The organism is Methylobacterium durans, from assembly GCF_003173715.1.
GTDB lineage: Bacteria > Pseudomonadota > Alphaproteobacteria > Rhizobiales > Beijerinckiaceae > Methylobacterium > Methylobacterium durans.
Genome location: NZ_CP029550.1, coordinates 5119121 through 5144664 on the forward strand (window position 1 = coordinate 5119121; position 25544 = coordinate 5144664).

At 72.3% G+C, this 25544-nt stretch carries 14 protein-coding genes and 3 pseudogenes; 4 read left to right on the plus strand and 13 right to left on the minus strand.

All coding sequences use genetic code 11. The features are described from left to right. Nucleotides 1-71: 71 nt before the first annotated feature. The 5 genes and pseudogenes from DK389_RS23610 to DK389_RS23625 form a co-directional block, all read right to left on the minus strand. A pseudogene (locus DK389_RS23610) lies at nt 72-948 on the minus strand (HpcH/HpaI aldolase/citrate lyase family protein). 2 nt (nt 949-950) lie between these two features. Then, nucleotides 951-1453, minus strand: a pseudogene (locus tag DK389_RS23615) (MaoC family dehydratase). Next, nucleotides 1450-3417, minus strand: a complete 1968-nt coding sequence (locus tag DK389_RS23620) for an acetyl/propionyl/methylcrotonyl-CoA carboxylase subunit alpha (RefSeq protein WP_236960304.1) — start codon at nt 3415-3417, stop codon at nt 1450-1452. The pseudogene DK389_RS23615 and the gene DK389_RS23620 overlap by 4 nt, the downstream one beginning before the upstream one ends. A gap of 8 nt (nt 3418-3425) precedes the next feature. After that, nucleotides 3426-5032 (minus strand): annotated as a pseudogene (locus tag DK389_RS32790) (carboxyl transferase domain-containing protein). 8 nt (nt 5033-5040) lie between these two features. Further along, complete coding sequence (locus DK389_RS23625; protein ID WP_109893260.1) at nt 5041-6216, minus strand: acyl-CoA dehydrogenase family protein; 1176 nt, start codon at nt 6214-6216, stop codon at nt 5041-5043. A 133-nt stretch (nt 6217-6349) separates the two neighbouring features. Between DK389_RS23625 and DK389_RS23630 the strand changes: the two genes are divergently transcribed. The 4 genes from DK389_RS23630 to DK389_RS23645 all read left to right on the plus strand — a co-directional run bounded on the left by DK389_RS23630 (nt 6350) and on the right by DK389_RS23645 (nt 11052). Beyond that, on the plus strand, nt 6350-8041 hold the full coding sequence (locus tag DK389_RS23630; RefSeq protein WP_109896776.1) for an AMP-binding protein: 1692 nt from the start codon (nt 6350-6352) through the stop codon (nt 8039-8041). A 63-nt stretch (nt 8042-8104) separates the two neighbouring features. Next, nucleotides 8105-8665, plus strand: a complete 561-nt coding sequence (locus DK389_RS23635) for a Ros/MucR family transcriptional regulator (RefSeq protein ID WP_109893262.1) — start codon at nt 8105-8107, stop codon at nt 8663-8665. 136 nt (nt 8666-8801) lie between these two features. Beyond that, entirely contained in the window at nt 8802-10778 is a 1977-nt protein-coding gene (locus DK389_RS23640; RefSeq protein WP_109893264.1) for a hybrid sensor histidine kinase/response regulator, read from the plus strand. Nucleotides 10779-10881: 103 nt separating this feature from the next. Next, nucleotides 10882-11052 (plus strand): hypothetical protein, encoded by a 171-nt coding sequence (locus DK389_RS23645; protein ID WP_236960306.1) that lies wholly within the window; start codon nt 10882-10884, stop codon nt 11050-11052. A gap of 223 nt (nt 11053-11275) precedes the next feature. On the opposite strand, the gene bcsN is transcribed toward DK389_RS23645, so the two are convergent. The 8 genes from bcsN to DK389_RS23685 all read right to left on the minus strand — a co-directional run bounded on the left by bcsN (nt 11276) and on the right by DK389_RS23685 (nt 25515). After that, entirely contained in the window at nt 11276-12316 is a 1041-nt protein-coding gene (gene bcsN, locus DK389_RS23650; RefSeq protein WP_236960308.1) for a cellulose biosynthesis protein BcsN, read from the minus strand. Next, the gene (locus DK389_RS23655; protein ID WP_236960310.1) at nt 12313-14298 is read right to left on the minus strand and encodes a hypothetical protein; all 1986 of its coding nucleotides are present in this window, start codon (nt 14296-14298) and stop codon (nt 12313-12315) included. The genes bcsN and DK389_RS23655 overlap by 4 nt, the downstream gene beginning before the upstream one ends. Continuing rightward, nucleotides 14283-15464, minus strand: coding sequence for a family 8 glycosyl hydrolase (locus tag DK389_RS23660; RefSeq protein WP_109893266.1), 1182 nt, complete (start codon nt 15462-15464; stop codon nt 14283-14285). Before DK389_RS23660 ends, DK389_RS23655 begins: the two co-directional genes overlap by 16 nt. Then, a complete protein-coding gene (locus tag DK389_RS23665) occupies nt 15461-18004 on the minus strand; it encodes a cellulose biosynthesis cyclic di-GMP-binding regulatory protein BcsB (RefSeq protein ID WP_109896780.1) in 2544 nt (847 codons plus the stop codon). The genes DK389_RS23660 and DK389_RS23665 overlap by 4 nt, the downstream gene beginning before the upstream one ends. Nucleotides 18005-18011: 7 nt before the next feature. Then, a complete protein-coding gene (gene bcsA / locus DK389_RS23670; RefSeq protein WP_109893268.1) occupies nt 18012-20399 on the minus strand; it encodes a UDP-forming cellulose synthase catalytic subunit in 2388 nt (795 codons plus the stop codon). A gap of 415 nt (nt 20400-20814) precedes the next feature. Continuing rightward, complete coding sequence (gene bcsS / locus DK389_RS23675; protein ID WP_236961036.1) at nt 20815-21585, minus strand: cellulose biosynthesis protein BcsS; 771 nt, start codon at nt 21583-21585, stop codon at nt 20815-20817. A 148-nt stretch (nt 21586-21733) separates the two neighbouring features. Further along, complete coding sequence (locus tag DK389_RS23680; protein WP_109893272.1) at nt 21734-24166, minus strand: response regulator; 2433 nt, start codon at nt 24164-24166, stop codon at nt 21734-21736. A gap of 179 nt (nt 24167-24345) precedes the next feature. After that, nucleotides 24346-25515 (minus strand): aminotransferase, encoded by a 1170-nt coding sequence (locus tag DK389_RS23685; protein WP_109893274.1) that lies wholly within the window; start codon nt 25513-25515, stop codon nt 24346-24348. Nucleotides 25516-25544 lie beyond the last annotated feature (29 nt).

Here is a 25544-nt window from a genome sequence, read left to right on the forward strand (position 1 = left end):
GCCCCTTCCGCGAAACATGCGCCGGGGCCGTCGTCAATCCGGGCGCGCCCGGAGCGCGGGCCCTCTCCGGCTCATTCCCCCGCGCGATCCTTCCGGGCGAGGAGGCGCCGGGCCCGGCGCAGGTGCGGCGCGTCGAGCATCCGGCCGTCCCGCCCGATCACGCCCGCCCCGGGGCGGCCGCGAAGGCGGCGACCACCGCCCGCGCCTCGGCGAGGTCTTCGTCGGAGGGCGTGAAGGCGGCGTTGATCACCGGAACCTGGGCAGGATGGATGGCGAGCTTTCCGCAGAACCCGTCCCGGCGCGCATCCCGGCATTCCCGCTCGAGGGCGGCGGGATCGCGGTAGCCGAGATGGACGGTGTCGATCGCGTCGACCTGCGCCGCGGCCGCCGCCAGCAGGGTGAGGTCGCGCGCGAGACGGTACGGCCCCGTCCAGGCCCCGGCCGCGTCGCGGTTCGCCTCGGCGCCGAGATCGGCGGAGAGGTCCTCCGCCCCCCAGGTGAGGCCGCACAGGCGCGGATTGCCCGCGGGCGGCTTCAGGAGCGCCAGCACCGCCCACGCCGTCTCGGTGGCGATCGGCAGGATCCGCGTCGCGCCGGCGGGAAGGCCGATCACCGCCTCGTGCACCGCGAGCCGCGCGCCGAGGGCGTCGATATCCGGGCCGCAGACGGCCTTCGGCAGGACGATCCCGTCCGGACGGGCCGGCATGACGGAAGCGAGGTCGTCGTCGGTCAGGCCGGTGTCGAGCCCGTTGACGCGCACGAAAAGCCTCGGCCCCCGGCGCGGTCGCGGAGGCGGGCGATCGACGCGGCGGCTTGATCGCGCGCCGCCGGCTTCCCCCCGGCGGCGACCGAGTCCTCCAGATCGAGGATGAGGGCGTCGGCGCCGCTCTCCAGCGCCCTCTCGACCTTGCGCGGCGCATCCGCGGGGACGAACAGCAGCGCGCGCATCCTCAGCCTTCCCCTGCGGCGGCCGACCGCCGCCGCATGAAGGCCTGCCGGCGGCACTCGGCGACGAGGACGTCGTCCTGCCGGTAGGCCCGGTGGATGAAATCGACGATGCCCGCATCCGGCCGCGAGCGCGAGGGGCGCTTTCCCGCCACCTCCGTCGTGACGCGGATCGTGTCGCCCTCGAAGAGGGGGAGGGGAAGCGCACGTCGGTCATGCCGAGATTGGCGATCGTGGTGCCCAGGGTCAGGTCGTTGACCGAGATGCCGATCATCAGGCCGAGGGTGAACAGCGAGTTCATCAGCGGCCGGCCCCACTCGGTCTCGTGGGCGCAGAAATGCGCGTCGATGTGGAGGGGCTGCGGGTTCAGGGTCATGTTCGAGAACAGCATGTTGTCCATCTGCGTCACGGTGCGGGTGAGGCGATGGGCCACCAGCGCGCCGATTGCGAAATCCTCGTAATAGAGGCCGCCGCGGGGATGGGGCGGGGGAGAGGGCCGGCCGGTCATTCGGATGCCTCGGGTGCCAGGGTGAACAGGAGGGCGCCCTCCGCGACCTGCAGGCCGGCCCGGGCCGCCACCGAGACGATCGTGCCGGCGGCCGGCGCCGTCAGCGCGTGCTCCATCTTCATGGATTCGATGAGGCCGAGGCGCTGCCCCCGCCCGACGCGGTCGCCCGGCGCCACGTGGACGGCGACGATCCGGCCGTGCATCGGCGCGGCGATGCCGCCGCCCCCGGCCTCCCGCTCGGGCGCGGCCTCGGCCTCGTCGAGCGCGTCGAGGCGCCATTGCCGGCCGTCCCGGAGGACGAGGACGCCGCCCTCGGCCGGCACGATTGCGATGCGGTCCCCGCCGGACCCGGATGCCGGCTCCCCGCGATACAGGATCTCCGGCTCGCCCCCGGCTCCCGGCTCCGGCCAGACGAGGGTGACCGCGTCGCGGCGCCCGTCGATGGCGAGCGGCCAGACCTGCACCCGCGCCGCGCCGAGCTGGAAGCCGTCGGCGACGTCCCAGGGCGAGGTTCCGGCCGCCGGCGGTTGTCCGGAGGCGAGCAGCGCCAGGACGCCCCGTCGCAGGCAGCCCGCATCGATGCCCGGCGCGGATTCGACGAGCGCGGCATGATCGCGATCTACGTATCCGGTGTCGGTTCGTGATCGCTCGAAGGCCTCCGACGTGATCAGTCGCCGGAGGAAGCCGAGGTTCGTCCGGGGCCCGGCGACCAGCGTCCCGTCGAGGGCCACCCGCAGGCGCGCGGCGGCCTCCGCCCGCGTCCGTCCATGCGCGATCAGCTTGGCGATCAGGGGGTCGTAGAAGGGCGTGACGCCGTCGCCCTCCCGGACGCCCGTGTCGACCCGCACGCCCTCCGGCTCGGCCAGTCGCAGGGCGTGCAGCCGCCCCGTCGAGGGCCGGAAATCCGCCTGCGGATCCTCGGCATAGAGCCGCGCCTCGATGGCGTGCCCCCGGATCCGGACCGCCCCTTGGGCGTGGGGAAGCGGCTCGCCGGCCGCGACCCGGAACTGCCAATCGACGAGGTCGAGCCCCGTGATCGCCTCCGTGACCGGGTGCTCGACCTGGAGGCGGGTGTTCATCTCCATGAACCAGAACCCGTCCGGCCGCAGATCCCCGGTCGCGATGAACTCGACCGTCCCGGCCCCGACATAGCCGACCGCGCGGGCGGCCTCGACCGCGGCCCGGCCCATCGCCGCGCGCGTCTCGGGCGTCATGCCGGGCGCGGGCGCCTCCTCGACGATCTTCTGGTGCCGGCGCTGCAGCGAGCAGTCGCGCTCGAACAGGTGGATCGCGCCGCCGGACGCGTCGCAGAAGACCTGAACCTCGATGTGGCGCGGGCTCGGCACGCAACGCTCGATCAGCACGCGGGCGTTTCCGAAGGCGCTCTCGGCCTCGCGGCGGGCAGATTCCAGGGCATCCGCGAACGCATCCGGCACGTCGACCCGCCGGATGCCCTTGCCGCCGCCGCCGGCCACCGCCTTGATCAGGACCGGGTAGCCGACGGCGTCGGCCTGCGCCCGCAGGAACGCGTCCTCCTGCCGCTCCCCCTGATAGCCCGGGATGACCGGGACCCCGGCCGCGGCGACGAGATCCTTGGCGCGGTCCTTGAGGCCCATCGCCCGAATCGCCGACGCCGGCGGCCCGACGAACACGATCCCGGCCCGGGCGCAGGCCTCGGCGAGTTCGGGCTGCTCGGACAGGAAGCCGTATCCGGGGTGGAGGCAAGCGACGCCGGCCCGCCGCGCGGTCTCCACGATGCGGTCGCGCTGGAGGTAGGATTCCGCCGCCGGCGCGGGGCCGATCAGGTGGGCCTCGTCGGCCATCGCCACGTGGAGCGCGTCGCGGTCGGCCTCGGAATAGACGGCGACGATCCGCATGCCGCGGCGCCGCGCCGTCCGCGCGATCCGGCAGGCGATCTCGCCGCGATTGGCGATCAGGACGGAGGCGAGGCGCTGGCTGCTCACGTCCAGCCTCACATCCGGAACAGGGCGAAGCGAGGCTCCTCGACCGGCGCGTTCAGGCAGGCCGACAGGGCCAGCCCGAGCACGCGGCGCGTCTCCTCGGGCAGGATGATGCCGTCGTCCCACAGCCGGGCCGTGGCGTAGTAGGGCGAGCCCTCCGCCTCGAAGGCGGCGCGGATCGGCTGCCGGAACGCCGCCTCCTCGGCATCGCTCCAAGTCCCGCCCGCCTCCGCGACGGCATCCCGCCGCACCGTGGCGAGGACGCTCGCGGCCTGCTCCGCACCCATCACGGAGATGCGCGCGTTCGGCCAGGAGAACAGGAAGCGCGGCCCGTAGGCCCGGCCGCACATGCCGTAATTGCCGGCGCCGTAGGAGCCGCCGACGAGGAGGGTGAGCTTGGGGATCGTGGCGGTCGCGACCGCGGTGACGAGCTTCGCGCCGTTCCTGGCGATGCCGCCGGCCTCGGCCTCCCGCCCGACCATGAAGCCGACGATGTTCTGCAGGAAGAGGAGCGGGATGCGCCGCTGCCCGCAGAGCTCGATGAAGTGCGTGCCCTTCAGCGCGCTGTCGGAGTGGAGGATGCCGTTGTTGGCCAGGATGCCGACCGGCATGCCCCAGAGGCGGGCGAAGCCGCAGACGAGGGTCGTGCCGTAAAGCCGCTTGAACTCGTCGAAATCCGACCCGTCGACGATCCGAGCGATCAGCTCGCGGGCGTCGTATTGCCGGCGCAGGTCGACCGGCACGACGGCGTCGAGATCGCCCGCGTCGTGCCGGGGCTCCACGGGAGACAGGATGTCGAGGTCGGGCCGTGCGCGCGCGTGCAGGGTCCCGACGATGCGCCGCAGGATGGCGAGCGCGTGCGCGTCGTCCCCGGCCTCGTGGTCGGCGACTCCGGACAGGCGGGTGTGGATTGCGGCCCCGCCGAGATCCTCCGCGGTGACGATCTCCCCGGTCGCCGCCTTCACGAGCGGCGGTCCGCCGAGGAAGATGGTGCCCTGCCCGCGGACGATGACGCTCTCGTCCGACATGGCCGGTACGTACGCCCCGCCGGCCGTGCACGAGCCCATCACGCAAGCGATCTGCGGAATGCCGGCGGCCGAGAGCCGGGCCTGATTGTAGAAGATGCGGCCGAAATGCTCGCGGTCGGGAAAGACCTCGGTCTGATGGGGCAGGTTCGCGCCGCCCGAATCGACCAGATAGAGACAGGGTAGCCGGTTCTCGCCAGCAATCTCCTGGGCGCGCAGGTGCTTCTTGACCGTCATCGGGTAGTAGGTGCCGCCCTTGATGGTCGCGTCGTTGCAGACGACCATGACCTCGCGGCCCGAGACCCGGCCGATCCCCGCAATCAGGCCGGCGGCGTGAATATCGCCCTCGTAGAGCCCGTAGGCAGCGAGGCCCCCGATCTCGAGGAAGGGAGAGCCCGGATCGAGGAGCCGCTCCACGCGCTCCCGCGGCAGGAGCTTCCCGCGGGCGACGTGCCGGGCGCGCGCCCTCTCGGGGCCCCCGTCGCGGCGGCCGCCCGGCGCGCCTTCAGCGTCTCGCGCAGGGCGGCCCAGGCCGCACGGTTCTCGGCGGCCGCATCGGACGACAGGTCGGCGCTCGTGCGCAGGGTCGCCATCCGACGCCTCAGGCCGAGGCTCTGGCGAACAGCTCGCGCCCGATCAGCATCCGGCGGATCTCGCTCGTTCCGGCGCCGATCTCGTAGAGCTTGGCATCTCGCAGGAGGCGGCCCGCCGCGTAGTCGTTCGTGTAGCCGTTGCCGCCAAGGAGCTGGATGGCGTCGAGCGCGCAGCGCGTCGCCCGCTCGGCCGCGAACAGGATCGCCCCGGCCGCATCCTCCCGCGTCGTCTCGCCCCGGTCGCAGGCCCGCGCCACCGCGTAGACGTAGGCCCGCGCGGCGTTGGCCTGAACGTACAGGTCGGCGAGCTTCCCCTGCACGAGCTGGAACGTCCCGATCGGCCGGCCGAACTGCCGGCGGTCGCGGACATAGGGCATCACCACGTCGAGGCAGGCCTGGAGGATGCCGAGCGGCCCGGCCGCCAGCACGACGCGCTCGTAATCGAGACCCGACATCAGCACGCCGACGCCTCCGCCCACCGCGCCGAGCACGTTCTCCTCGGGCACACGGCAATCCTCGAAGATCAGCTCGCAGGTGTCCGAACCGCGCATCCCGAGCTTGTCGAGCTTCGCGCCGGTGGAGAAGCCGGCGAAGCCCCGTTCCACGAGGAAGGCCGTGATGCCCTTCGGGCCCGCGCCCGGATCGGTCTTGGCGTAGACCACGAACGTCTCGGCGACGGGGCCGTTCGTGATCCACATCTTAGATCCGTTCAGCCGGTACTGGTCGCCGTGCTTCTCGGCCCGGGTGCGCATGCCGACGACGTCCGACCCGGCCTCATGCTCGGACATGGCGAGGGCGCCCACCACCTCCCCCGCGACGAGCGGCGGCAGGTAGCGGCGCTTCTGCGCGAGCGAGCCGTTGCGCCGGATCTGGTTGATGCAGAGATTTGCGTGCGCGCCGTAGGAGAGGCCGACGGAGCCGGAGGCGCGCGACACCTCCTCCATCGCGACGCAATGCTCGAGATAGCCGAGCCCGAGCCCGCCGAACGCCTCCTCGACCGTGATGCCGTGCAGGCCGAGCGCGCCCATCTCGGGCCAGAGATCGCGCGGGAAGGCATTGCTCCGGTCGATCTCGTCGGCGCGCGGCGCGATCCGGCTGCGGGCGAAGCTCCGGACGCTGTCGCGGACCGCATCTGCGGCCTCGCCCAAGCCGAAATCGAACTCGCGCGCGGTGTCGGGAAACATCGCTCAGCCCTCGGCAAAGATTTCTCGAACTATACGCCCAGTTCGCCGCGAAGGAGCTATCGTCTCGTGGCAGGATTCTGCAGCGACGCACCGGAAACCGCGCGAGCCCCGTGTGGCGAGGGAGACGGCGATGATGGCGGAAGACGCCCTCAGCTACGTGCACGGGGCCAGCGCCACGCCTCTGATCGGGCGGACGATCGGGCAGATGCTCACGCGCGCCGCCGAATGCTGGCCCGACCGGATCGCCCTCATCGCGGATGGACGGGAGCTGACTTGGTCGGAGCTGAACGCGGAATCCGAGCGGCTGGCGGCCGGCCTCCTCGCCCTCGGCCTGAAGCCGGGCGACCGCATCGGAATCTGGTCCTTGAACAACGCCGCCTGGGCGCTGACGCAGTTCGCCGCGGCCAAGGCCGGCCTGATCCTCGTCACGATCAACCCGGCCTACCGGCTCACCGAGCTCGAATTCGCCCTCAACGCGGTGGGCTGCGCCGCCCTCGTCATGGCTTCGCGGCACAAGGGCAGCGACTTCGTCGGCCTGCTGAACGCCCTCGCGCCGGAACTCGCCGACGCGGCCCCCGGCGCCCTGCGCGCCGCGCGCCTGCCGGCTCTGCGCCTCGTCATCCGGATCGGCGACGCGGAGGTTCCCGGCATGCTGCCCTTCGCGGCCCTGGCAGAGCGGGCCGGCGCGGCGGAGCGATCCGCCCTGGCCGATCTCGCCGACGCGATCCAGTGCGACGACCCCGTCAACATCCAGTTCACCAGCGGCACGACCGGCACGCCGAAGGGCGTGACGCTGAGCCACCACAACATCCTCAACAACGGCCATTTCGTCGGGCGGACGATGCGGCTCGGGCCGGAGGACCGGATCTGCATCCCCGTTCCGCTCTACCATTGCTTCGGCCTCGTCCTGGGAAACCTCGCGGCGCTCACCTCGGGCGCCGCCATGGTCTATCCGGGCGAGGGCTTCGATCCGCTCGCCACCCTGCGCGCCGTCGCCGGGGCGCGCTGCACGGCCCTCTACGGCGTGCCGACCATGTTCCTCGCCGAACTCGAACACCCGGATTTCGACCGGTTCGACCTGTCCTGCCTGCGCACCGGGATCATGGCCGGCGCGCCCTGCCCGATCGCGCTGATGCGGCGCGCCATCGACCGGATGAACCTCTCCGAATTGACGATCTGCTACGGCATGACCGAGACGAGCCCGGTCAGCTTCCAGAGCGCCGTCGACGATCCCGTGGAGCGGCGCGTCTCGACGGTCGGACGCGTACACCCGCACCTGGAGGTCAAGATCGTCGACGCGGCGGGACACATCCTCCCCCGCGGCGGCGTCGGCGAGCTCTGCACCCGCGGCTACAGCGTCATGCGCGGCTACTGGGGAGAGACGGAACGGACGGCGGAGGTGCTCGACGAGGCCGGCTGGATCCATACGGGCGATCTCGCCACCCTGGACCCGGAAGGCTTCTGCAGCATCGTCGGGCGGATCAAGGACATGGTGATCCGCGGCGGCGAGAACATCTACCCGCGGGAAGTGGAGGATTTCCTCTACCGGCACCCGGCGATCCACGAGGTGCAGGTCTTCGGGGTGCCAGATCCCCGCTACGGCGAGGAGGTCTGCGCCTGGATCAGGCTCCGGCCCGGCGCGGAGGCGACCGCGGAGGACATCCGTGCATTCTGCACCGGGCAGATCGCCCACCAGAAGATCCCGCGCCACATCGCGTTCGTCGATGCCTTCCCGATGACGGTCACGGGCAAGGTCCAGAAATTCCTGATGCGCGAGGCGATGGTGCGGATGCTGACCGGCGAGGCGGCTCGGCCGAGTGGATGATCTTGCCACCGCTGGTTGCGCCACTATCTCGGCTGCCCGACCGTCACCAGGGTGCAGGGTTCCATGTCGGAGGAAGGTCTCGAACTGGGTGGGTTCGCGGCTCTGACCGCGGAGATCGTCTCGGCCTACCTGCGTGGCAATCCCGTCCCGCCGGAGGAGTTGCCCGGCCTGATCGCGCGGGTGCACGGGACCCTGGCCGGGTTGGGCAACGGCGGGGCCGCCCCCGCGCCTGCCCGGACGGCGACGAGGGCCGAGATCGAGCGCTCGGTGACGCCGGACTACCTCGTCAGCTTCGAGGACGGACAGCGCTATAAGACCCTGGCCCGTCATCTGCGGCGGAGGGGGCTGAGCCCCGAGGCGTACCGGGCGAAGTGGGGACTGCCCGTCGGCTATCCGATGATCGCGGCGACCTACTCGGCCCGGCGCTCGGAACTCGCCCGCTCGTTCCAGCTCGGCAGGCCGGACCGCGCTGGACCGGCGCGGCAGACCGGAGAAGACCCTGATCCGGGCCTCGCCGGGCACGCGGCCGCCGGGCTGCCGGTGGGCGGGGAGGCCGGAGACGAAACGCAGCGCGACGGGCCCGGCCGGGATGGCGCCGTCGCGCGGGCCGGGGCGCGACGGTAGCGGCGCAACCGAGCGGACGATCCGCGGCCCGGGGCCGCTTGCTCGACCCGAGGCGAACGGGATACTCAACCGTACGTTGAGCAAAACGGGACGACTCATTCTGCCCAGGCAGGCGGGAGGGCAGGCCGAGGTTTACATGTCATCAGAGAACCTGTCCGGAGGCGGACGGATCGCCGAGGACCGCTTCCGCCTCCTGATCCAGGCGGTGACCGACTACGCCATCTACATGCTCGATCCGACCGGCATCGTGGTCAGCTGGAACCCCGGCGCGGAGCGCTTCAAGGGCTACTCCGAGGCCGAGATCATCGGCCAGCACTTCTCCCGGTTCTACACGACCGAGGACAAGGCGACGGACCTGCCCCGGCGCGCGCTCGAGACCGCGGCCAGCGAAGGCCGCTTCGAGCAGGAGGGATGGCGGGTCCGCAAGGACGGAACGCGCATGTGGGCGCACGTCGTGATCGACCCCATCCGCGATGCATCCGGCGCCCTGCTCGGCTTCGCCAAGATCACGCGGGACATCACGGCGCGTCAGGCGGCGCAGGAGGCTCTGCGCGCGAGCGAGGAACGCTTCCGCATCCTCGTGCAGGGCGTGACCGACTACGCCATCTTCATGCTGAGCCCGGAGGGGATCGTCACCAACTGGAATGCCGGTGCGGCCCGGATCAAGGGCTATCGGGAATCGGACATCGTCGGCCAGCATTTCTCCCGCTTCTACACGGAGGGAGACCGGGCGGCGGGCCTGCCCGCCAGGGCCCTGGAGACGGCGCTCCGGGAGGGCAAGTACGAGGCGGAAGGCTGGCGGCTGCGGAAGGACGGCAGCCGGTTCTGGGCGAGCGTGGTCATCGACGCCATCCGCAACGAGATGGGGGCGCTCGTCGGCTACGCCAAGGTCACCCGGGACATCACCGAACGGCGGAGCGCGCAGCAGGCCCTCGAGAAGACCCGGGCCGCCCTGTTCCAGGCGCAGAAGATGGAGGCGCTCGGCGGCCTGAGCTCCGGCGTCGCCCACGATTTCAACAACCTCCTGACCGTCGTGCTGGGCAACCTCGACCTGCTGCGGCGCGCTCCCGAGGAGCGGCGCGCCCGCCTGATCGACAACGCCGTCCAGGCGGTCGAGCAGGGCCGCAGGCTGACGCAGCAATTGCTCACCTTCGGGCGCCGGCACGTGGTTCTGCCCGAAGTGGTGGACGTCAACCGGCTGATTCTCGGCATGGACGACATGCTGAAGCAGTCGCTGCGGGGCGATATTCACCTCGTCTTCGATCTCGCCGAGGGCGTCTGGCCGGTCGAGGTCGATCCCTCGCAGCTGCAGATCGCCCTGATCAACCTCGCCGTGAACGCACGCGACGCCATGCCCGAGGGCGGCCGGTTCCGGATCCGGACGGAGAACGCGACCGGTCCCGAGGCGGGTGCGGCCGCCAGCGTCGAGATCGCCGTGAGCGACACCGGCCACGGCATGCCGCCAGACGTGCTCGCCCGCGCGTTCGAGCCCTTCTTCAGCACGAAGGACGTCGGCAAGGGGACGGGCCTCGGCCTCCCCCAGGTCTACGGCTTCGCCCAGCAGGCGCACGGGTCGGTGCGCGCGGCGAGCGAGGTCGGCCACGGCACGACGTTCACGATCGCCCTGCCGCGCACGGACGCGCCGGCGACGGACGCCGAGATCGGCGCCCCGCGGCCCGACGAGATGCGTCGTCCGCTGCACATCCTCCTCGTCGAGGACAATCCCCACATCGCGGAGGTTGCGGTCTCGGTGATCCACGAGCGGGGCCACGCGGTCGTGAGCACCGCGAGTGCGCCGGAGGCGCTGCAGGTGCTCGCCGCGGGCCAGCGCTTCGACTTGGTCCTGTCCGACCTCGTGATGCCGGGCGGCATGAATGGGTTCGACCTCGCCCGGCAGGTGCGCCGCCGCTGGCCCGATCTGCCGATCCTGCTGGCGACCGGCTACAGCGATCAGGCCGAGAAGGCGATCAAGGACGGCTTCCCGCTGATCTCGAAGCCCTACCAGCCCGCGGCGCTGCTCGTGGCCATCGAAAAGGCGGCCTCTTTGGTCGCCCTGTCGCCCCGGCGGGACACGGTCGTCGCGATCACGCGGCCGGCCGCGGACGGACGCTGACGCCCGTCACCCCGGCGCGCGCCTGCAACGTTGAGGGGCCTGCACCGTTGTCCCCTATGGCTACCATCGCCGTCATGATCGCTACACCGGGGGACGTCGCCTTTTGGCGCACTCGTCGGAGAGGGACATCGCGCTCGCGGCCGAGTCGGTCCTGCGCAACTTCGATCCGGTCGTCCTGCCGGCCGCGATCTGGGTTCAATGCGCGGACCGCGAGGTGACCCTCCGGCTCACGGGCTATCTCACCGGGGTGCAGGAGGAGATGATCACGGCGTGAGGATGCGCGATGCATCCGCCGGGAGCAGGATTCGATCGTACGGGAGGCTGAGCGATGAAACTGACCGCAGAGGCCGCGAAAGCGCTGGCGAAGGCTTGGGCGACGCAGAAGGTGCACAAGCCCGCGAAAGACCAATCAGCCGGCAAGCCTAAATAGAGCTTACAGAGACGTCTGGCGGCGACCCGAACTCGGAAGCCGGCCCGGCCTACACCCGCCCGCCAGTTCAGGGCCCTCGGTTCGCGGGCGGCTGGTAGGCCTCGGCCGGGAGGTCGCGCGAGAGGCTCTCGCCCGTCGCACGGCCCGGGGCGGGACTCGGCATCAGGTTCGGGCCCGGTGGCTCGGCCGGCTTCAGGCCGTCCGTGATGTAGCGCTGCGGTCCGCCGACGCTCGGGACGGCCGGGGCTGCCGCGGGCGCCCCCGCCTCCGGGCCCGTCGGCGCGAGATAGCGCCGCCCGGTATCGGCCGGGCTCGGCTGCGGCGGCGGGGGCGCGGGGATGCGGGATTGCTCGACGGGTTGCGGCGGCGCGGCCGACCGCGGCTCGCTGCGCGGCGGAGGCTCGGCTTGTGCCGGGCGTGCGGCCTGGGGCGCCGGAGGGCGGCTCCGGGCCAGCGGGACCCGTGGCGGGGCGGGGCTCCGGCGCACGGCCGGGACGCTGCGGGCGCCGAGGCCCGCGGGCAGCGTGATGGCCATGCGCTCGACCGCGCCGACGAGGTCGCCGAGGCTCGCCCGCTCGGTCCGGCAGAGCCGGATCCGCAGCGACAGCGCCCGCCGCCCGTCCCGCCATTCGGGAAGCGGCCCGAACAGGGCGGATGGCCCGCCCGCCTGCGGGCCGGTGCGCGGCCTCTCGAACCATTGCCACGCGTAGAGGCAGTCCGGCCCCAGCGCCAGCCCGACCGGCCCATAGGCGTTGCGCCGCGGGGCGGCAAGCACCCGCATCGGCTGTCCGGGAAAGCGGACCGCGATCTCGCCCTCGATGCCGAACTGGCTCGGCTTGGAGAGCCGCGGCGGAAAGGCGAGCAGGAGGTCGCCAGTCTCGTTGCGAAGCGCGATCTCGGCGTGGTTGCGCCCATCGCCGCCCGCGAACTGGATGCGCTGGTCGAAGCCGTCGCGGACGGGAGTCTCGACGACCGCCGTCACCGCGCCGGCGCCCGGCAGATGCAGGGCCGGCGAGGCGCCTTGCGCGCGCGCAGGGCCCGCGAGCGCGAGGAGGAGACAGCAGGCCAGGATTCTGGCGGCGGGATCGCCTTTCCGGTGACGTCTCACGGCAGCGTCTTCGGATTCGAGGCGGCCCGCTCGGAGGCCGGCCGACCGGGCACCGAGAAGCGGTCGAGCTCCGGCTGGTTCTGGCGGCCGCGCTCGGCCTGCTGCTCCTGCCAGAGCGTTCCCTGCGGCGGCGGCGCCAATCCCTCCGGCTTGTCGAGGCCGTTGTCCCCGGGCAGCAGCGCGTAGCCGTAGCGCTCGTAGGGCATGGCGCCGGCCCCGGCCACGCGGCGCGCCACCAGGGGAGCCGGGTTGGTTGCCGGCTCACGGGCGTAGGTACCGGGCTGGACCGGCTCGGCCAGCTTCTGCTGGGTGGAGGCGGGCGGGAAGCGCAGCGGGTTGTCGAGGGACACCGCCAGGGGAAACTCGCTCCGCTGCACGGCCGGCGGCTTGGCGTCGGCCCGCTGCCCGACGCCGGCGGCGTCCGGGCGGGGCACCCGGCCGTAGGTCTGCGGCTCCGGCCGCGGCGCCGGAGCCGGCGCGGAGCGCGCCGGCTGAGTCTGGGCCGGCTCGCGCGCGCAGGGCAGGGGCGGCCCGCCCAGATCCTCGCGGAAGAGGAGGTCGACCACCTTGGGGAACAGCCCGTCGTAGCGGTTCACGGTCTCGAGATACGGGCGCTGGCGCTTCAGCCGCTGCTGGGTGAGCGCGTAGCCGAACACGGTGCTCTCACCCGGCATCCAGGCGACGGCGCGCTGGAACCATTCGAGGGCCGCCTCGAACTGGCAGGAATTGTAGGCGTACCAGCCGAGGCCCTGCGCGCCCTCGCCGGAGCCCGAGGCGATCACGACCTTCGCGTAGCGCTCGATGCGGGCGGGCTCGATGAAGGGCGGGCTCGGCAGCGTCAGCTTGCGCTCCAGGATGTCGATGAACAGGATCTCGTTGCCGACGAAGCGGTCGCGCCAGGCATAGGCGACCTCCTCGGCCTCGCGCAGCATGTTGAGTTCGCGGAGCGTGTGGGCGAGGCCGTGCGCGACCATGGCGTCGCCCCCGCGCGCGATCGCCTGCTTGAACCATTCGAGCGCCTCGCGGAACTGGCGGCGCTTGTAGGCATACCAGCCGAGGAGACCGGTCTGGCTGGGGTCCCCGACCTTGCGGGCATAGGCCTGGAAGGCGGTGAGGTCGGCGAGCGTCGGGGCCTGCGCCGGCTCGTCGTGCAGGAAGGCGGCGATCCGCGCCCGGGTGATGTCGAGGCGGATCGCGTCGAATTCCGAGCGCGCCTCCGCATCCTGCCGGCCCATGGCGATCAGGCGCTCGGCCTGGTCCATCTTGATGTGGGCCATCGCCTTCTGGACCGTGGCGAGGCGCGCGCCAGCATCGTTGCTGGCGTCGAGGACGGATTTGTAGAGGTTGAAGGCGTCCTCGGAGGCCCCGGTCGCCGCGAGCGCATCCGCGATGGCCCAGATGCTCTCGACGTCGGCCGGGTCGAGGGCGGACGGATCGGCCCGGTAGAGCGCGACCACCTCCTCGGCGCTGCGGCCCGCGAGCGCCTTGATGCGGTTGCGGAACTCCGCCCGGCGGAGCTTGCGCGCCAGTTCCTCGGAGGGCTGCCAACTCGCGTCGAGCGAGCGGCGCGCGGCGATCGCGGCGCGCAGATCCTCGAACCGGCCCGCGGTGAACAAATCCCAGAGGGGCGCCTCCTCGGGCGGGCTCGGCTGCAGGCTGTCGAGGTCGGCGGGCTCGGTCCAGCCCGGATAGAGCCTCTTCAGGCGGGCGATCTCCGCCCGCATCCGGGCGGTCTGCTTCTGCGAGGCGTAGTAGCGGAGCGCACTCTCGTCGACCATGCCGGAACTGCCCGACGTGTCCGGCTCGACGAGGATCGCCGGCGCCCGTGTGCCGTCGCCGTAAACGATCCGGGGCGGGGCCTCGGGCGCGCCGCCCGTCTGCGCCGTCTGCGCGGTGGCGGGACATGCGGCGGCGAGGGCGCACGCGGCGGCGAGCCCGACCAGGGGATGGCAGAGGGGCAGGGGGATCACCGAGTCACGCATGACGGGTAGCGCATCCGGGCCGCGATCAGCGCGAGGAGGTGCAGGGTGGTCGGATAGTAGTTCTGGTTGTCCTGTACCGCGTCCATCCCGTCGGGGAAGGGGGTGCCGTCCTGGGCGCAGGCGACGAGGGCCGACAGCGCGACGTAGCCGGGCTCCGTCAGCCACTCGACGGGCCGTCCGTTGGCGGTGTCGACGATCGGCAGCCGCTCACGGTCGAGCCCGCCCCAGAGGCTGCGGAAGGGCGCGAGATCCTCGGGCCGCCCGGCCCCCGCCCAGGCAAGGTAGAGCGGGATGCGGATCGCGTTGTAGGAGAACAGGGCCGGAAAGCCGTCCGCCGGTCGCGGGGCGTCCTTGGCCGAGATCCACTCGGTCGGCAGACCGCTCGGCCCGAAGCGGGCCTGCCGCAGGATGTCGACGCCGCTGCGGATCACGGCCGCCCAATCGTATTCGGGGGCGACAATGGGCAGGCGCTGGAAGGCGGGGAAGACCCAGTAGGACAGGTTCAGCAACGGCCCGTCGGCGCGCTCGCGGGCCGAGAAGCCCGAGACCGCCGGCAGGACGAGGGGCCCGTGCGGGTCCTTGAACAGGATCGCCTTGCGCCCGAACTCCACCGCCATCCGCCGCGCGGCCGTGCGGTAACTCGCCTCGCCCCAGGCCTCGGCCGCCTCGGTCAGCGCCCAGGCGACCAGGATGTCGCCGTCTGTGGCGTTGTTCATGTCGGCGATCGCGGGCCGGTGGTCCGGCGTCCAGCGCCAAGCCAGCAATGCGTCGGAGCGCACCATCAGGTTGGCGCGCGTCCAGCCCCAGATCCGCTCGAAACTCGCCCGGTCGCTGGCCGCCACCGCGAGCAGCATGCCGTAGCCCTGGCCCTCGCTGTGGCTGATCTGCCCGTTCGCCGTGTCGATCACGCGGCCCTGCTCTGTGACGAAGCGGGCCCGGTAGGCGCGCCAGCCCGGGTGGTCGCCGAGCGTGCCGGCGAGCGGGAGGCCGGCGGCCGGGGGCGACGGGCTGTCCGGGCGGGGCGTGCTGGGCTGGGCGGTCGCGGGGGGCACGGCACCGGTCTCCGGCTGCTGGGCCCGCGCCGGCGCGAGCGCGAGGGCGGTGAGTGCGAGCGCGGCGGCAAGGATCGATCCGCGGCGGCGCGCGCCTCCGGTGCGGGCCGTCATGAATTCTTCCTGCCGAGCTGGCGCACGAGGCTCGTCGTGGCGAGGCCGAGGCAGAGCGCCATCAGCAGCGTCATGCCGACATAATAGGCCGGATTGAGGGAGAGCCACGCGGCCGAGACCAGCCGGAAGTTCGGCAGCGTCCAGGGTTGCGTCTCGACGAGATCGACCTGATCCGGCTGGACGATGCTGAGGCTGCCGTCCGAAGCGTCCAGGAAGGCGGCCCGCCCGACGAGGCGGGTCCATACGACGGGATCAACGAGGCAGGAGACGGAGGCCTTCAGCATCGAGGCGTTCGGGGCGGTGACCAGCACGATCCGGCCGCCGAGCTGCCCGGCGGCCCCTTCAGCAAGGACGAGGGAGGCGCGCGGATCGACCGGGACGGCCTCGCCCTCCGTGGGCCAGCGCAGCCAGTCCCGCATCGCCTCCCGGGCCTCCGAACCCCGCCGGACGACTTCGTCCCGGGCGCCGTCGAGGATCGTCCCGACCGAACCCGGTCCCCGCAGGTTCTCGCCCCAGCGCGCGAGCGGATCCTGACCGGCCGGGGCGGGCGCAGGCGTGGGGGCCGTCGCGGGAGCAGGCGCGGGGGGAGCGGCGGCGGCCGAGGCGACGCGCAGCGGCATGGTCGCGGGTGGGAGCGCGCAGCGCATCGGCAGGTTTCGCCGCATCCGGTCGAGGGTCAGCACGCCCTCCGCGCCGAACTGGCCGGGCGTCGCCACTGTCTCGGCGCGACCCTCCCAGATCCGCCGGACCTGATCGGGATCGAGGCCGACGGATGCGATCGTCAGCGGGCTCAGCGCGCGCGCCGGGGCGACCACGAGGCTGATGGCCCCGTCGGCCGAGCGCTCGTCCGACGTCACCTCGAAGTCGATGACGCGCTTGGCCGCGATGGCGAGCCGGGCCGCCAGCATGGCGGCGGCGTCCGCCGAATCCCGGTCGGGCGTCGGCAGGACGAGGCGCGGGCGGATGCCCTCCGCCACGAAGGGCACCGCGCCGCCCTTGATGGCGGAAAGATCGGGGCTGCGGGCGGCGCGGGCGAGAGCGGGCACCTCGATACGCGTCCGGTCGAGGAACAGGAACCGGGCCTGCCGGGCGCTCGGCGCGAGCGTGTCGCAGGCGCGGTCGGAGGCCGTCGGCAGGTGCGCCGAGATCTCGACGCGGTTCAGCCCCGGCCGCCACAGGCTCAAGGGGAGGGGAATGGCGCTGTCCTCGAACACCTCGCCGCGGGCGTAGGGCAGCGGCACACTGGCGGCGTTGCGCCCGTTGATGTCGACGACGATCTGTGCGCTCGGCTCGAGCCCGGCCGCGTAGCCGCCGGCGAGGTGCAGCATCACCTTGCCGTAATCGGCCGGGACGAAATCGGCCGGGAAGCGGATCTCGAAGCCGACCCGCAGCAGCCGACCGTTGAACTCCCGGGTTGCGACCCCGAGGCGGTCAAGGGTGAGGCTCTCGCCGCCCGAGACGCTGTAGCCCCGGGTCAGGCTGGCGAGCCGCGTCCCCGCGGGCGTGCCCGCCGCGTCCCCGGTGGCCGCGAGCGTCGCGATGGCTTGGCGGATATCGGCGTCGTTCGCCCCGGCGACGACGAGGACCGGCGCCCGGTTCGCCCGCGGCGGAAGGAGCGCGAGCTTCGGCCCGGTGATCGGCCCCAGTTCCTCGACGCCCTCGACCCCGCGGATCTCAGCCGCCGTGCCGACGACGAGGTTGACCCCGGTGCGCCCGGAGAGCGGCGGCCCGAACGTCACGGCCGGCCGCGCGAGCCGCCCGACGAGGGCCACCGCCTGCACCGCGCCGATCATGCGCTCCAGGCGCTCCAGGCTCGGCTTCTCGGTAAGGACGATGCCGACCGGTAGCGCCCCGCTCTCATCGGGCTCCAGGGCCGCGAGGGATCGGAGGTCGAGGTCGGAGGCCGGCGCCACCACGAGCCCCGAGCGGGACGGGTCGATCTGCGTCCAGAGCTCGTAGGTCGCCCCGGTCGAGCAATCGACCCGGTGGCGCTGGCTCGCCATGAAGCTCACCGCGTTGTAGCCGCCCTTGAGCAGCCCCTCGGGTAGTGTGAACTCCACCACCTTCACGGCGCCGGGGGCCTGGATCCGGGTCCAGCCGACCTTGGTGCCGTTGACGAGGCCGGTCAGTTCGGAGACCTCGGGCGCGACCGAGATCGCGGACAGGTAGGAGACCCGCAGGCGCGCCGGCCCGCGGGCCTGAGCCTCGGTCAGGAAGACCGGGAATTGCAGGGTGTCCTCCTCGCCCGCGAGGCGGAAGCCCCGGGTTCCGGCGGGAAAGCGCCGGGCCGCCGCGATGGTGGCTTGGACGGAAAGACGCCGCGCGGCCTCGGAGCCCGCATCGGGGCGCGGCGCCGGGGCCGCCTCCGGCCGGGGCGCGGGAGGCGGGGAGCGGATGGCGTCGCCCGCGGGCGGGACCGTGAGCCGCTCGGCCGGCCCCGCCCCGAGGAAGCTCTGCGCCCGCGCCGTGAGGGCCGGACCGGCGCAGGCGAGGACGAGGGCGGCCGCTGCGGCCGCCAGCAGGCGCGGTGAGGCCCTCATGGCCGCCTCACCGGGCACCCGTGCGGCGCCCCTCGGCAGCCAGCAGGCGGTCGTTCTCGAATTCGAGCATCAGCCGGACCCAGTCGCCCTCCGCCTCGGCCGGAACCGGGCCGGCGCGGACGGGCTCGACCGGGCGCGCGGGCAGGTTGAGCGGGAGGCTCGGGCGGGCGGCGGCGACGGGCGCGGACTCGGGCGCATCGTAGGCCGGAAACGGAGCGGCGGCGGTCTCATCGGCGACGGGCCGCGCGTCGCCGGCCAGCGCGTAGCGCAGGGCCCGCAGGGGCTCGACGAGCCCCCACCAGACGAATTGCAGGGTGCCCGTCAGGATGTCCTTGTGCCGGCGCCGGCGCAGCTGGAAGCGCTGCATCGCGTCCGCGTCGCCGTACATCAGGCCGGCCAGCGCCACGTAGTCCGGGGCCTGCAGGGCGCCGAAGGTCAGACGGCAGACGGCCTCGTCGCCGTCGCGCACGACGCCCTCCAGGATCACCGGCAGCGGAGCCGCCTGCCGCGCGCCGTCGACGGGGATCACAGTCAGGCTCCCGCTCATGGCGCGCTGGCCGGCGCCGGGCGCGAGCAGTGTGCCCGGCAGGCGCAGGGTGCAGCCCTCGGCGGAGACGCGCGTCACGGAGACGTCGACGGCCCGGCCGCCGAGGCTCAGCACCCCGCGCCGGTCGACCGGCAGGGAGGGCATCCGCTCGAGCTGGCGCCGCTCGGCGCAGACGCCGAGGGCGGCGCCGGCGGTCAGCAGGTTGAAGAAGTTCCAAAGGCCGACCACCAGCATCAGGTTGGTCACGCCAGGCTCGAACAGGTAGCGCCAGCCCGCCACCGCGCAGCCGGCGAGCAACAGCGCGTAGACCGCGAAGAACGGCAGCGCGAGCGGCGACAGGTGGTCGTGGTCGAGGCTGGCGCCCTTGCTCGTGACGTTGAAGGTGGGCTTTCGCGGCGACAGGATCACCGAGGCGATGGCCTTCGAGAGGTAGAGGCCCTGGATGTACTCGTAGAGCTCGGAGACGAAGGGCCAGCGGAACTTGCCGTAGACGTAGTTCTGCATCATCAGGTTGATGATGATGTATGTCGCAGTATAGGCGATGGACTCGGCCACGCTCGCGACGAAGATCTTCAGATCGAAGAAGATGTGCAGTAGCGGTGCGAACATGAACGCGAGCCGCGGCATCGGGAAGAACCAGAAGGTCATGCTCGACAGGTAGGCGATTTTCTGGATTGGCTTGAGCCCCGCCTTCAGGGCGGGGTTCTTCAGGAGCAGGATCTGGAACATGCCCTGGCACCAGCGGGAGCGCTGGCCGATGAAGTCGGCGAGCGTGTCCGGCTGGAGGCCGGCGATCAGCGGCTTGTCCACGTAGGCGCTGGTCCAGCCGCGAGCGTGAAGCTCGAAGGCGGTCTCGCAATCCTCCGTGATGGTGATGCCCGAGAATCCGCCCGCCTCGTCGAGGGCCGCGCGCCTCAGGAGCGCGGCCGAGCCGCAGAAGAAGGAGCCGTTCCACTTGTCGAGCCCGCGCTGCGTCACCGCGTAGAACATCTCGTTCTCGGACGGCATCCGCTCGAAGGTGCGCAGATTCCGCTCGACGGGGTCGGGATTCAGGAAGGCGTGCGGCGTCTGCACGAGGAACAGGCGCGGATCCTCGGCGAAGTAGCCGACCGTCTCGCGCAGGAACGAGCGGAACGGCACGTGGTCGGCGTCGAGCACGACCACAATGTCGCCGCTCGCCTGAGCGAGCCCGTTATTCAGGTTGCCGGCCTTGGCGTGCAGGTTGCGTTCGCGGGTGAGATAGCGGGCGCCGAGTTCGGCGCAGAGCGCCTTAAGCTGGGCCCGGCGAGCCCGCGCCGCCTCGGCCTTCCCGCGGTCCGCATCGGCGCATTTCTGGTCGGTGCCGCCATCGTCGAGGAGCCAGACCGTCAGCTTCTCGGGCGGGTAGTTCATCTGGCGCGCGGCGGCGAGGGTCATCGCGAGGATCGACGCATCCTCGTTGTAGCTCGGGACGAAGACGTCGACGGTGGGAAGCTCGGCGGCCCGCTGCGGCGTCGGCGGCCGGCGGCGCAGGGGGTCGGCGTTGATGATCAGGCTGACGAACAGGATGAAGACGCAGTAGAGCTCCCCGAGGAGGAGGAGCAGCCCGAAGCCGAAGCTGACCGGGTCGCCGGGCGAGGGCAGCGTGTTGGTGACCCGCCACAGGATGTAGCGGAGCACCACGAGGCTTCCCATCGCCAGGAACACGAAGCGCGTGCGCGGCCCGTCGAGGAACAGCCAAAGCCCGATCATCGCCGCCATGGCGGCGAGGCTCATGGCGAGTTGGTTCTGCGTGCCGACGGGCTGGCTCAGGAGGACGAGGCCGGCCGCCGTCGTCCCCATCCATACCAGCCACCGCACCGCACGCATCACGCCTGCATCTCCCGCGCCGCCACTCGGCACATCATCGGATTATGTCCATTTCTCGATCAATCCACGAAATTCCAACCGAAACCCCACGCCAGCGGTATCATTGAAGAACTCAATTAAGTCAGAGATGCTGCGTTTCCAGCAAGAGACAGAGTGTCACTGAGCACAAGTTTCAGCGTGCGATAGAAAATTCTTCCCAGATGATTGTTTCGGCGGATGTACACGCCAAGATTGCTTAAAATTTGCTTCATTCCGTATGGGCAGATGCACGATCCAGGTGATCGAACGGCGCGCCGAGCCACCGACGCACGTCGCCCGTGCCCGCGATTTTTGCGGCCCTGCAAAACAGTTTTCCGGATCCGGAACGGCCGGCGGCCGGCCGGAGCGGCGAATGGCGCCCGGCCAACGGCCCGGATCAGAACTTCGCGCGCGCCTCGACGCTCGAGTAGTAGCCGGAGCCCTGGACCCGGTCGCGGACGTAGCCCGCCGCGAGCGACATCTGGACCGGACCGAAGCTCACACCGGTGAGATGCGCACCGACGCGGTACTGGCGGAAGAAGTCGTCGCCGAGGAACAGGGCCTCCGGGCCGATATAGACGCCGTCGGCGACCATGTAGCCGACGCGGAAGCGCGAGTAATACGCGTTGAACTTGGTCGAGTACGACCCGTAGGCAGAGACCATCGTCCGGTCGGTCGGGTTCGCGTAGAAGCTGCCCGCGACCTTCAGGCCGACGCCGGTGCCGACCACCGGGTTGCCGGGATCGGGGATCGAGAGCTGGTTGCTGCGCACGTTGAAGCCGATGAAGCCGGCGAGCGCCGCGTCGCGCCAGATCCACTCGTAGCCGGTCAGGAGCGCACCCTCCTGCTGGTAGCCGGTGACCCGGGAGGTGACGGCCTGTCCGGGATAGGAGTAGGTGCCGGCCAGCGCCTCGACGCGCACCCGCACGCCGCTCTGGGTCGGCGCGCCGCCGGGCGCGGCCGTGACCGTGAGGGAGCCGAAGGCCGAGCTGTTCGAGGTGACGCTGGTCGAGCCGTCGACCGCCACCGCCCAGCTGTCGTCGACCGCCTGCTGCTGCGCGCCGGTATACCAATCGACGCCGCCCGCGTTCGCCGAGAGGTCGGCGGCACGGACGCGGTCCGCGGGTGCAAGCCACGCAGCGGCGAGGAGAAAGGCGGGCCGGCCCAGGCCACGGATCCCGCTTTGGCGGCTGAACGTCCCCACGGCCGCTCCCTCCCCGGATCCCGGTGCCTCGATCCACCGACTTATCCGCGACGAGGGTTAACAATCGCTCATCTTCAAGTTGTAAAAGGCCGGGAAAGACGGCGCGATCCGCTCAGGCGGCGCGCGCTTCGGGTATGGCGGCCTCGGCGAGAATCGCCGCAAGATCCTCCTGCCGGAACGGCTTGTCGAGCTGCAGAAATCGCCGGGCGGCCACGGGCAGCTGCCCGTGCGGGCTCGCCAGGATGATGCGGATGCCGGGATGGCGCTCGACCACCGTGGCGGCGAGTTGGAGCCCGGTCATCACCGGCATCGACTGGTCGGCGATCATCGCGTCGTAGGCGGCGCTCTCGGCGAGGAGGGCGAGGGCGTGGTCGCCGGAGGCCGCCTGGACGACCGTGTGGCCGAGATCGCCGAGGGCCTCGGCCAGGCTCGCGCGCACGAGGCCGTCGCTCTCGACGAGCAGGATGCGCAGGGAAGGCTGCCACGCGGCGGGCTCCGCCGCCGCGCCGCGCACGGCGGCCGGCAGCCAGATTTCTGCGAGGAAGGCCGCCTCGCCGGTTCCATCGGCCACGAGGCGCCAGCCGCCGCCGGCCTCGGCGATGAGCCGGGAGGCGGCCTCGAGCGCCCGCGTCGAGGCCGGGCGCGGCCGCGTGCCGGGCCTCGGCCGCCCGCTCGCGAGGAGCACGCGGATATAGGCCCTCGGTGGCAGATCGAGGTCCGGCGCAGGGCGGCCCTCGTGCTCGGCGGCGCCGATCGCGAAACCATCGAGGCCGAGATCGCGGAAATGGAACGCGACGTTCAGGAGCATCACCTCCAGGAAGCGGTCGCTGCACAGGACCCGCGGGAGATCGCTCGGCACGCGGTCGATCACCGGGGTGCCCTGCAGGACGTTCGACTGCAGGAAGGGCAGGACGGCGGCCACCGTAGCGGCGAGATCGCACGCGGCGAGGCTCTCGGCCTCGCCGCGCACGAGACTTAGCATGCGCCGGGTGAGCGCCGAGCCGCGCAGCGCCCCGGCAAGCGCGCCGTCGACCAAGCGCATCTGCTCCCCGTCGAGGCGGTGGCGGCGGCGCAGAACGCCGAGATTGACGAGCATGACGGTCAGGACGTCGTTGACATCGTGGACGATCCCGTCCGTGACGCGCCGCAGGACGAGGCTGCGCCGCCGCTCGTTCGCGCTGGCCGCGAGGTCCTGGCCCGGCGCTTCGCCCTCGGGCAGCTCCCGGCTGAGGGCGTGGAGCCGGAGCGGGCCGCTGGCCGGCTCGCCGCTCCGCAGGAACCGCACGAGCACCCGGCGGCACCCGGCGGACCCGGACGGGCGGGTCCGCAGGACCATGTCGTGCGGTCCGTCGGCCGCGAGGGCGGCCGTCAATGTGAGTTCGAGGAGGGCGTGGTCGTCCGGATCGATGCGCCCGGTCAGGTCGGACCACTCGGCCGTCCGGTCGAGGCAAGCCGGCGCACCGACGAGATCCCGGTCCGACCAGATCACCCGGCGCGTCTGCGGATCGACCTCCCAGTAGGTCCAGCCCGACATCGCCTCGAAGGTCTGGAGGCGCCCCCTGACCCGATCGATGCCGGTGCCGGCCCGTGCGAGCAGCGAGTCGGAGCTCTGCGCGCGGCCGGCGACGAACCGCGCGACCGCATCGATCTCGCTGACGGGCGAGCCCGTCCCTGCGTCGTCCGCGCCGGAACGCGCCACGAGGTCCCTCAACGGCCGGGCCATGCGCCCGCCGAGGGCATAGCCTATCCCGGCCGCCGCGAGCACCAGCGCGAGCGCCAGCCACGGCGCGCCGGACCGGCCGCCGGCGCCCGGCGCGCCCTCGGCGCGGGCGGTGACGAGCCAGCCCGGGCTGCCGAGGTCGCGGAAGCCGCGCGTCGGCGTCGACGCGCTGGCCTGCGCGCCGCCCTCCGCCGCCGAGATGCCGGCCAGCGCGCGCCCGTCCGCGGCCGTGACCAGGAACGCGACCGAGGCTGGCAAGTCGAGCGCGCGGCGGACCCGCTCCTCGATCCGCGAGAAGAAGGTGGCGTCGACGCGCAGCAGAAGGCGGTCGGAGCGGCCCGGAACACCGAGGGCGAGCGCAACCTCGAAGGCGCTGCCCGCGCCGTCCGCGGCCGTGGCGAGCGCGATCTGCGCGTTGCGGACCCGCCCGAGCCACGGCTCCCGCGCGAGCGTCATTCCGGCCAGATGGCCCAGATCCGCCGCCCGCACCTCGCCGCTCGGCGCGACGAGGAGGATGGACCTGTAGGCCGGGTTCAGGGCGATCCAGTCCCGCAGCAGCGCGGACCGGGATGGATCGGACAGCCCGGGATCGTCCGGCCGCAGCAGCAGCGCGGCGCCGCGCACATCCGAAACGAGGGTGTTCAGGCCATCGTCGACGGCCTCGGAGAAGGCGCGTGAGGCCGCGAGCGCCGTGCGCTGCGGCTCGCCGATGTCGACGCGCGCGTCGCCGAGGCCGAGCGAGGCCAGCCAGATCGCGACCGCGGCGACACCGGCCGTCTGGACGGCGTTCAAGACCTTGAGCGGAATCCGGACGGAGTCCAGCATGCACTTGCTCCGCCGGCGCGCCCCGCAGGCATCAGGGAGCCGGGGTTGAGTTCTCTCGACTGGCCCAACGAGGGCGCGAAGCGTTTAAGGTCCGGTTAACGATGCGGTCGCCCGGCTGAGATCCCGGGCCGCAAGCGCCCCGGCTCACGCCGCCCCCGCGCTCCCTACCCTTGCGGGTCTCAGGCCGGCCAGCGAGACAGGCGCGCTCCGAGTTCGGGGATATCGGCTTCGCCGATCCCGCCGTAGGCGAGGCGCAGATAGGCCTCGAGCCCGTCGCCGAACGCGCTGCCGGGGAGGCACGCCACCCCGTGCTCGCAGCCCAACCGCTCGGCGATTCGGGCGGCGGTCTCCCCCGCGAAGGGATGGCGGACGAAGGCGCAGAACGCACCCTGAGACGCGACCGACCAGCCCGGCAGGTCCCGGAAGACCGCGCGGATTGCCCGGCCGCGCCGGTTGATCTCGGCGCGGTTGGCCGCCTGCCAATCGTCGAGGGCGGGCAGCAGAGCCGCCATGGCGGCCTGGGCGGGCCGCTGCGGGCAGACGTGGAGGCAATCCAGAACCTTGAAGGCCTGCTCGATCAGCGCAGGGGCCGCGACGACGGCCCCGAGCCGGTAGCCCGGAATGCCGTAGGCCTTGCTGAAGCTGTAGAGGTTGACGAGCGTGTCGGCCCAGTCGGGGTCGCAGAACAGGTCGTGCGGTCTCGCCGCGCCGTCCGGAAGGAAGTCGCGATAGGTCTCGTCGAGGATGAGCGCGATGCCGCGCCGCCGGCAGAGATCGCGGAAGGCCGCGAGGGTCGCGGGCGGATAGACGGCGCCGGTCGGGTTGTTGGGCGTGACGAGGACCAGCGCCCGCGTCCGCGCTGTGATGCGCTCCTCCGCCGCCCCGGCATCCGGCACGAAGCCGGCCGCCTCGGCGCAGGGAAGCGGCACCGCCTCGATGCCCAGCATGTCGAGGGTCATCTTGTGGTTCCAGTACCACGGCCTCGGCAGCACGACGGCGTCGCCGCGCTGGGCGAGGGCGAGGACGGCCAGGGTGAAGGCCTGATTGCAGCCGGCGGTGATCGCGACGTGATCGAGCTCGATCCGCCCTCGGAGCCGGTCCGAGACCTGCCGCGCGTAGGCGTCTCGCAGCGACCGTTCCCCGAGGATGGCGCCGTAGCGCGCGTTCGACGGGTCCCGCGCCTCCTCGGCCAGGCGCACCAGCAGGCCGGGTGGGGGCGGGTAGCCCGGAGCGGCCTGGCACAGGTCGAGCAACGGCCCCCGATCCTGCGCGTAGCGCGAGGCCCAGGCCTGGACGAGCGGGATGGCCGGCCGGTCCGTGGCGCGCAGCAGCGGGTTCAACGGGTGCATCGAGGGTATTTCCGGGCCGGGCAGGGGAT

Coding starts and splice junctions, on each gene's coding strand:
- DK389_RS23635 (WP_109893262.1), top strand. CDS start 8,105: ATGTCGGAGGAAGGTCTCGAACTGGGTGGGTTCGCGGCTCTGACCGCG.
- DK389_RS23665 (WP_109896780.1), bottom strand. CDS start 18,004: ATGAGGGCCTCACCGCGCCTGCTGGCGGCCGCAGCGGCCGCCCTCGTC.
- DK389_RS23655 (WP_236960310.1), bottom strand. CDS start 14,298: ATGCGTGACTCGGTGATCCCCCTGCCCCTCTGCCATCCCCTGGTCGGG.
- DK389_RS23685 (WP_109893274.1), bottom strand. CDS start 25,515: ATGCACCCGTTGAACCCGCTGCTGCGCGCCACGGACCGGCCGGCCATC.
- DK389_RS23625 (WP_109893260.1), bottom strand. CDS start 6,216: ATGTTTCCCGACACCGCGCGCGAGTTCGATTTCGGCTTGGGCGAGGCC.
- DK389_RS23660 (WP_109893266.1), bottom strand. CDS start 15,464: ATGACGGCCCGCACCGGAGGCGCGCGCCGCCGCGGATCGATCCTTGCC.
- DK389_RS23680 (WP_109893272.1), bottom strand. CDS start 24,166: ATGCTGGACTCCGTCCGGATTCCGCTCAAGGTCTTGAACGCCGTCCAG.
- DK389_RS23640 (WP_109893264.1), top strand. CDS start 8,802: ATGTCATCAGAGAACCTGTCCGGAGGCGGACGGATCGCCGAGGACCGC.
- DK389_RS23630 (WP_109896776.1), top strand. CDS start 6,350: ATGGCGGAAGACGCCCTCAGCTACGTGCACGGGGCCAGCGCCACGCCT.
- bcsA (WP_109893268.1), bottom strand. CDS start 20,399: ATGCGTGCGGTGCGGTGGCTGGTATGGATGGGGACGACGGCGGCCGGC.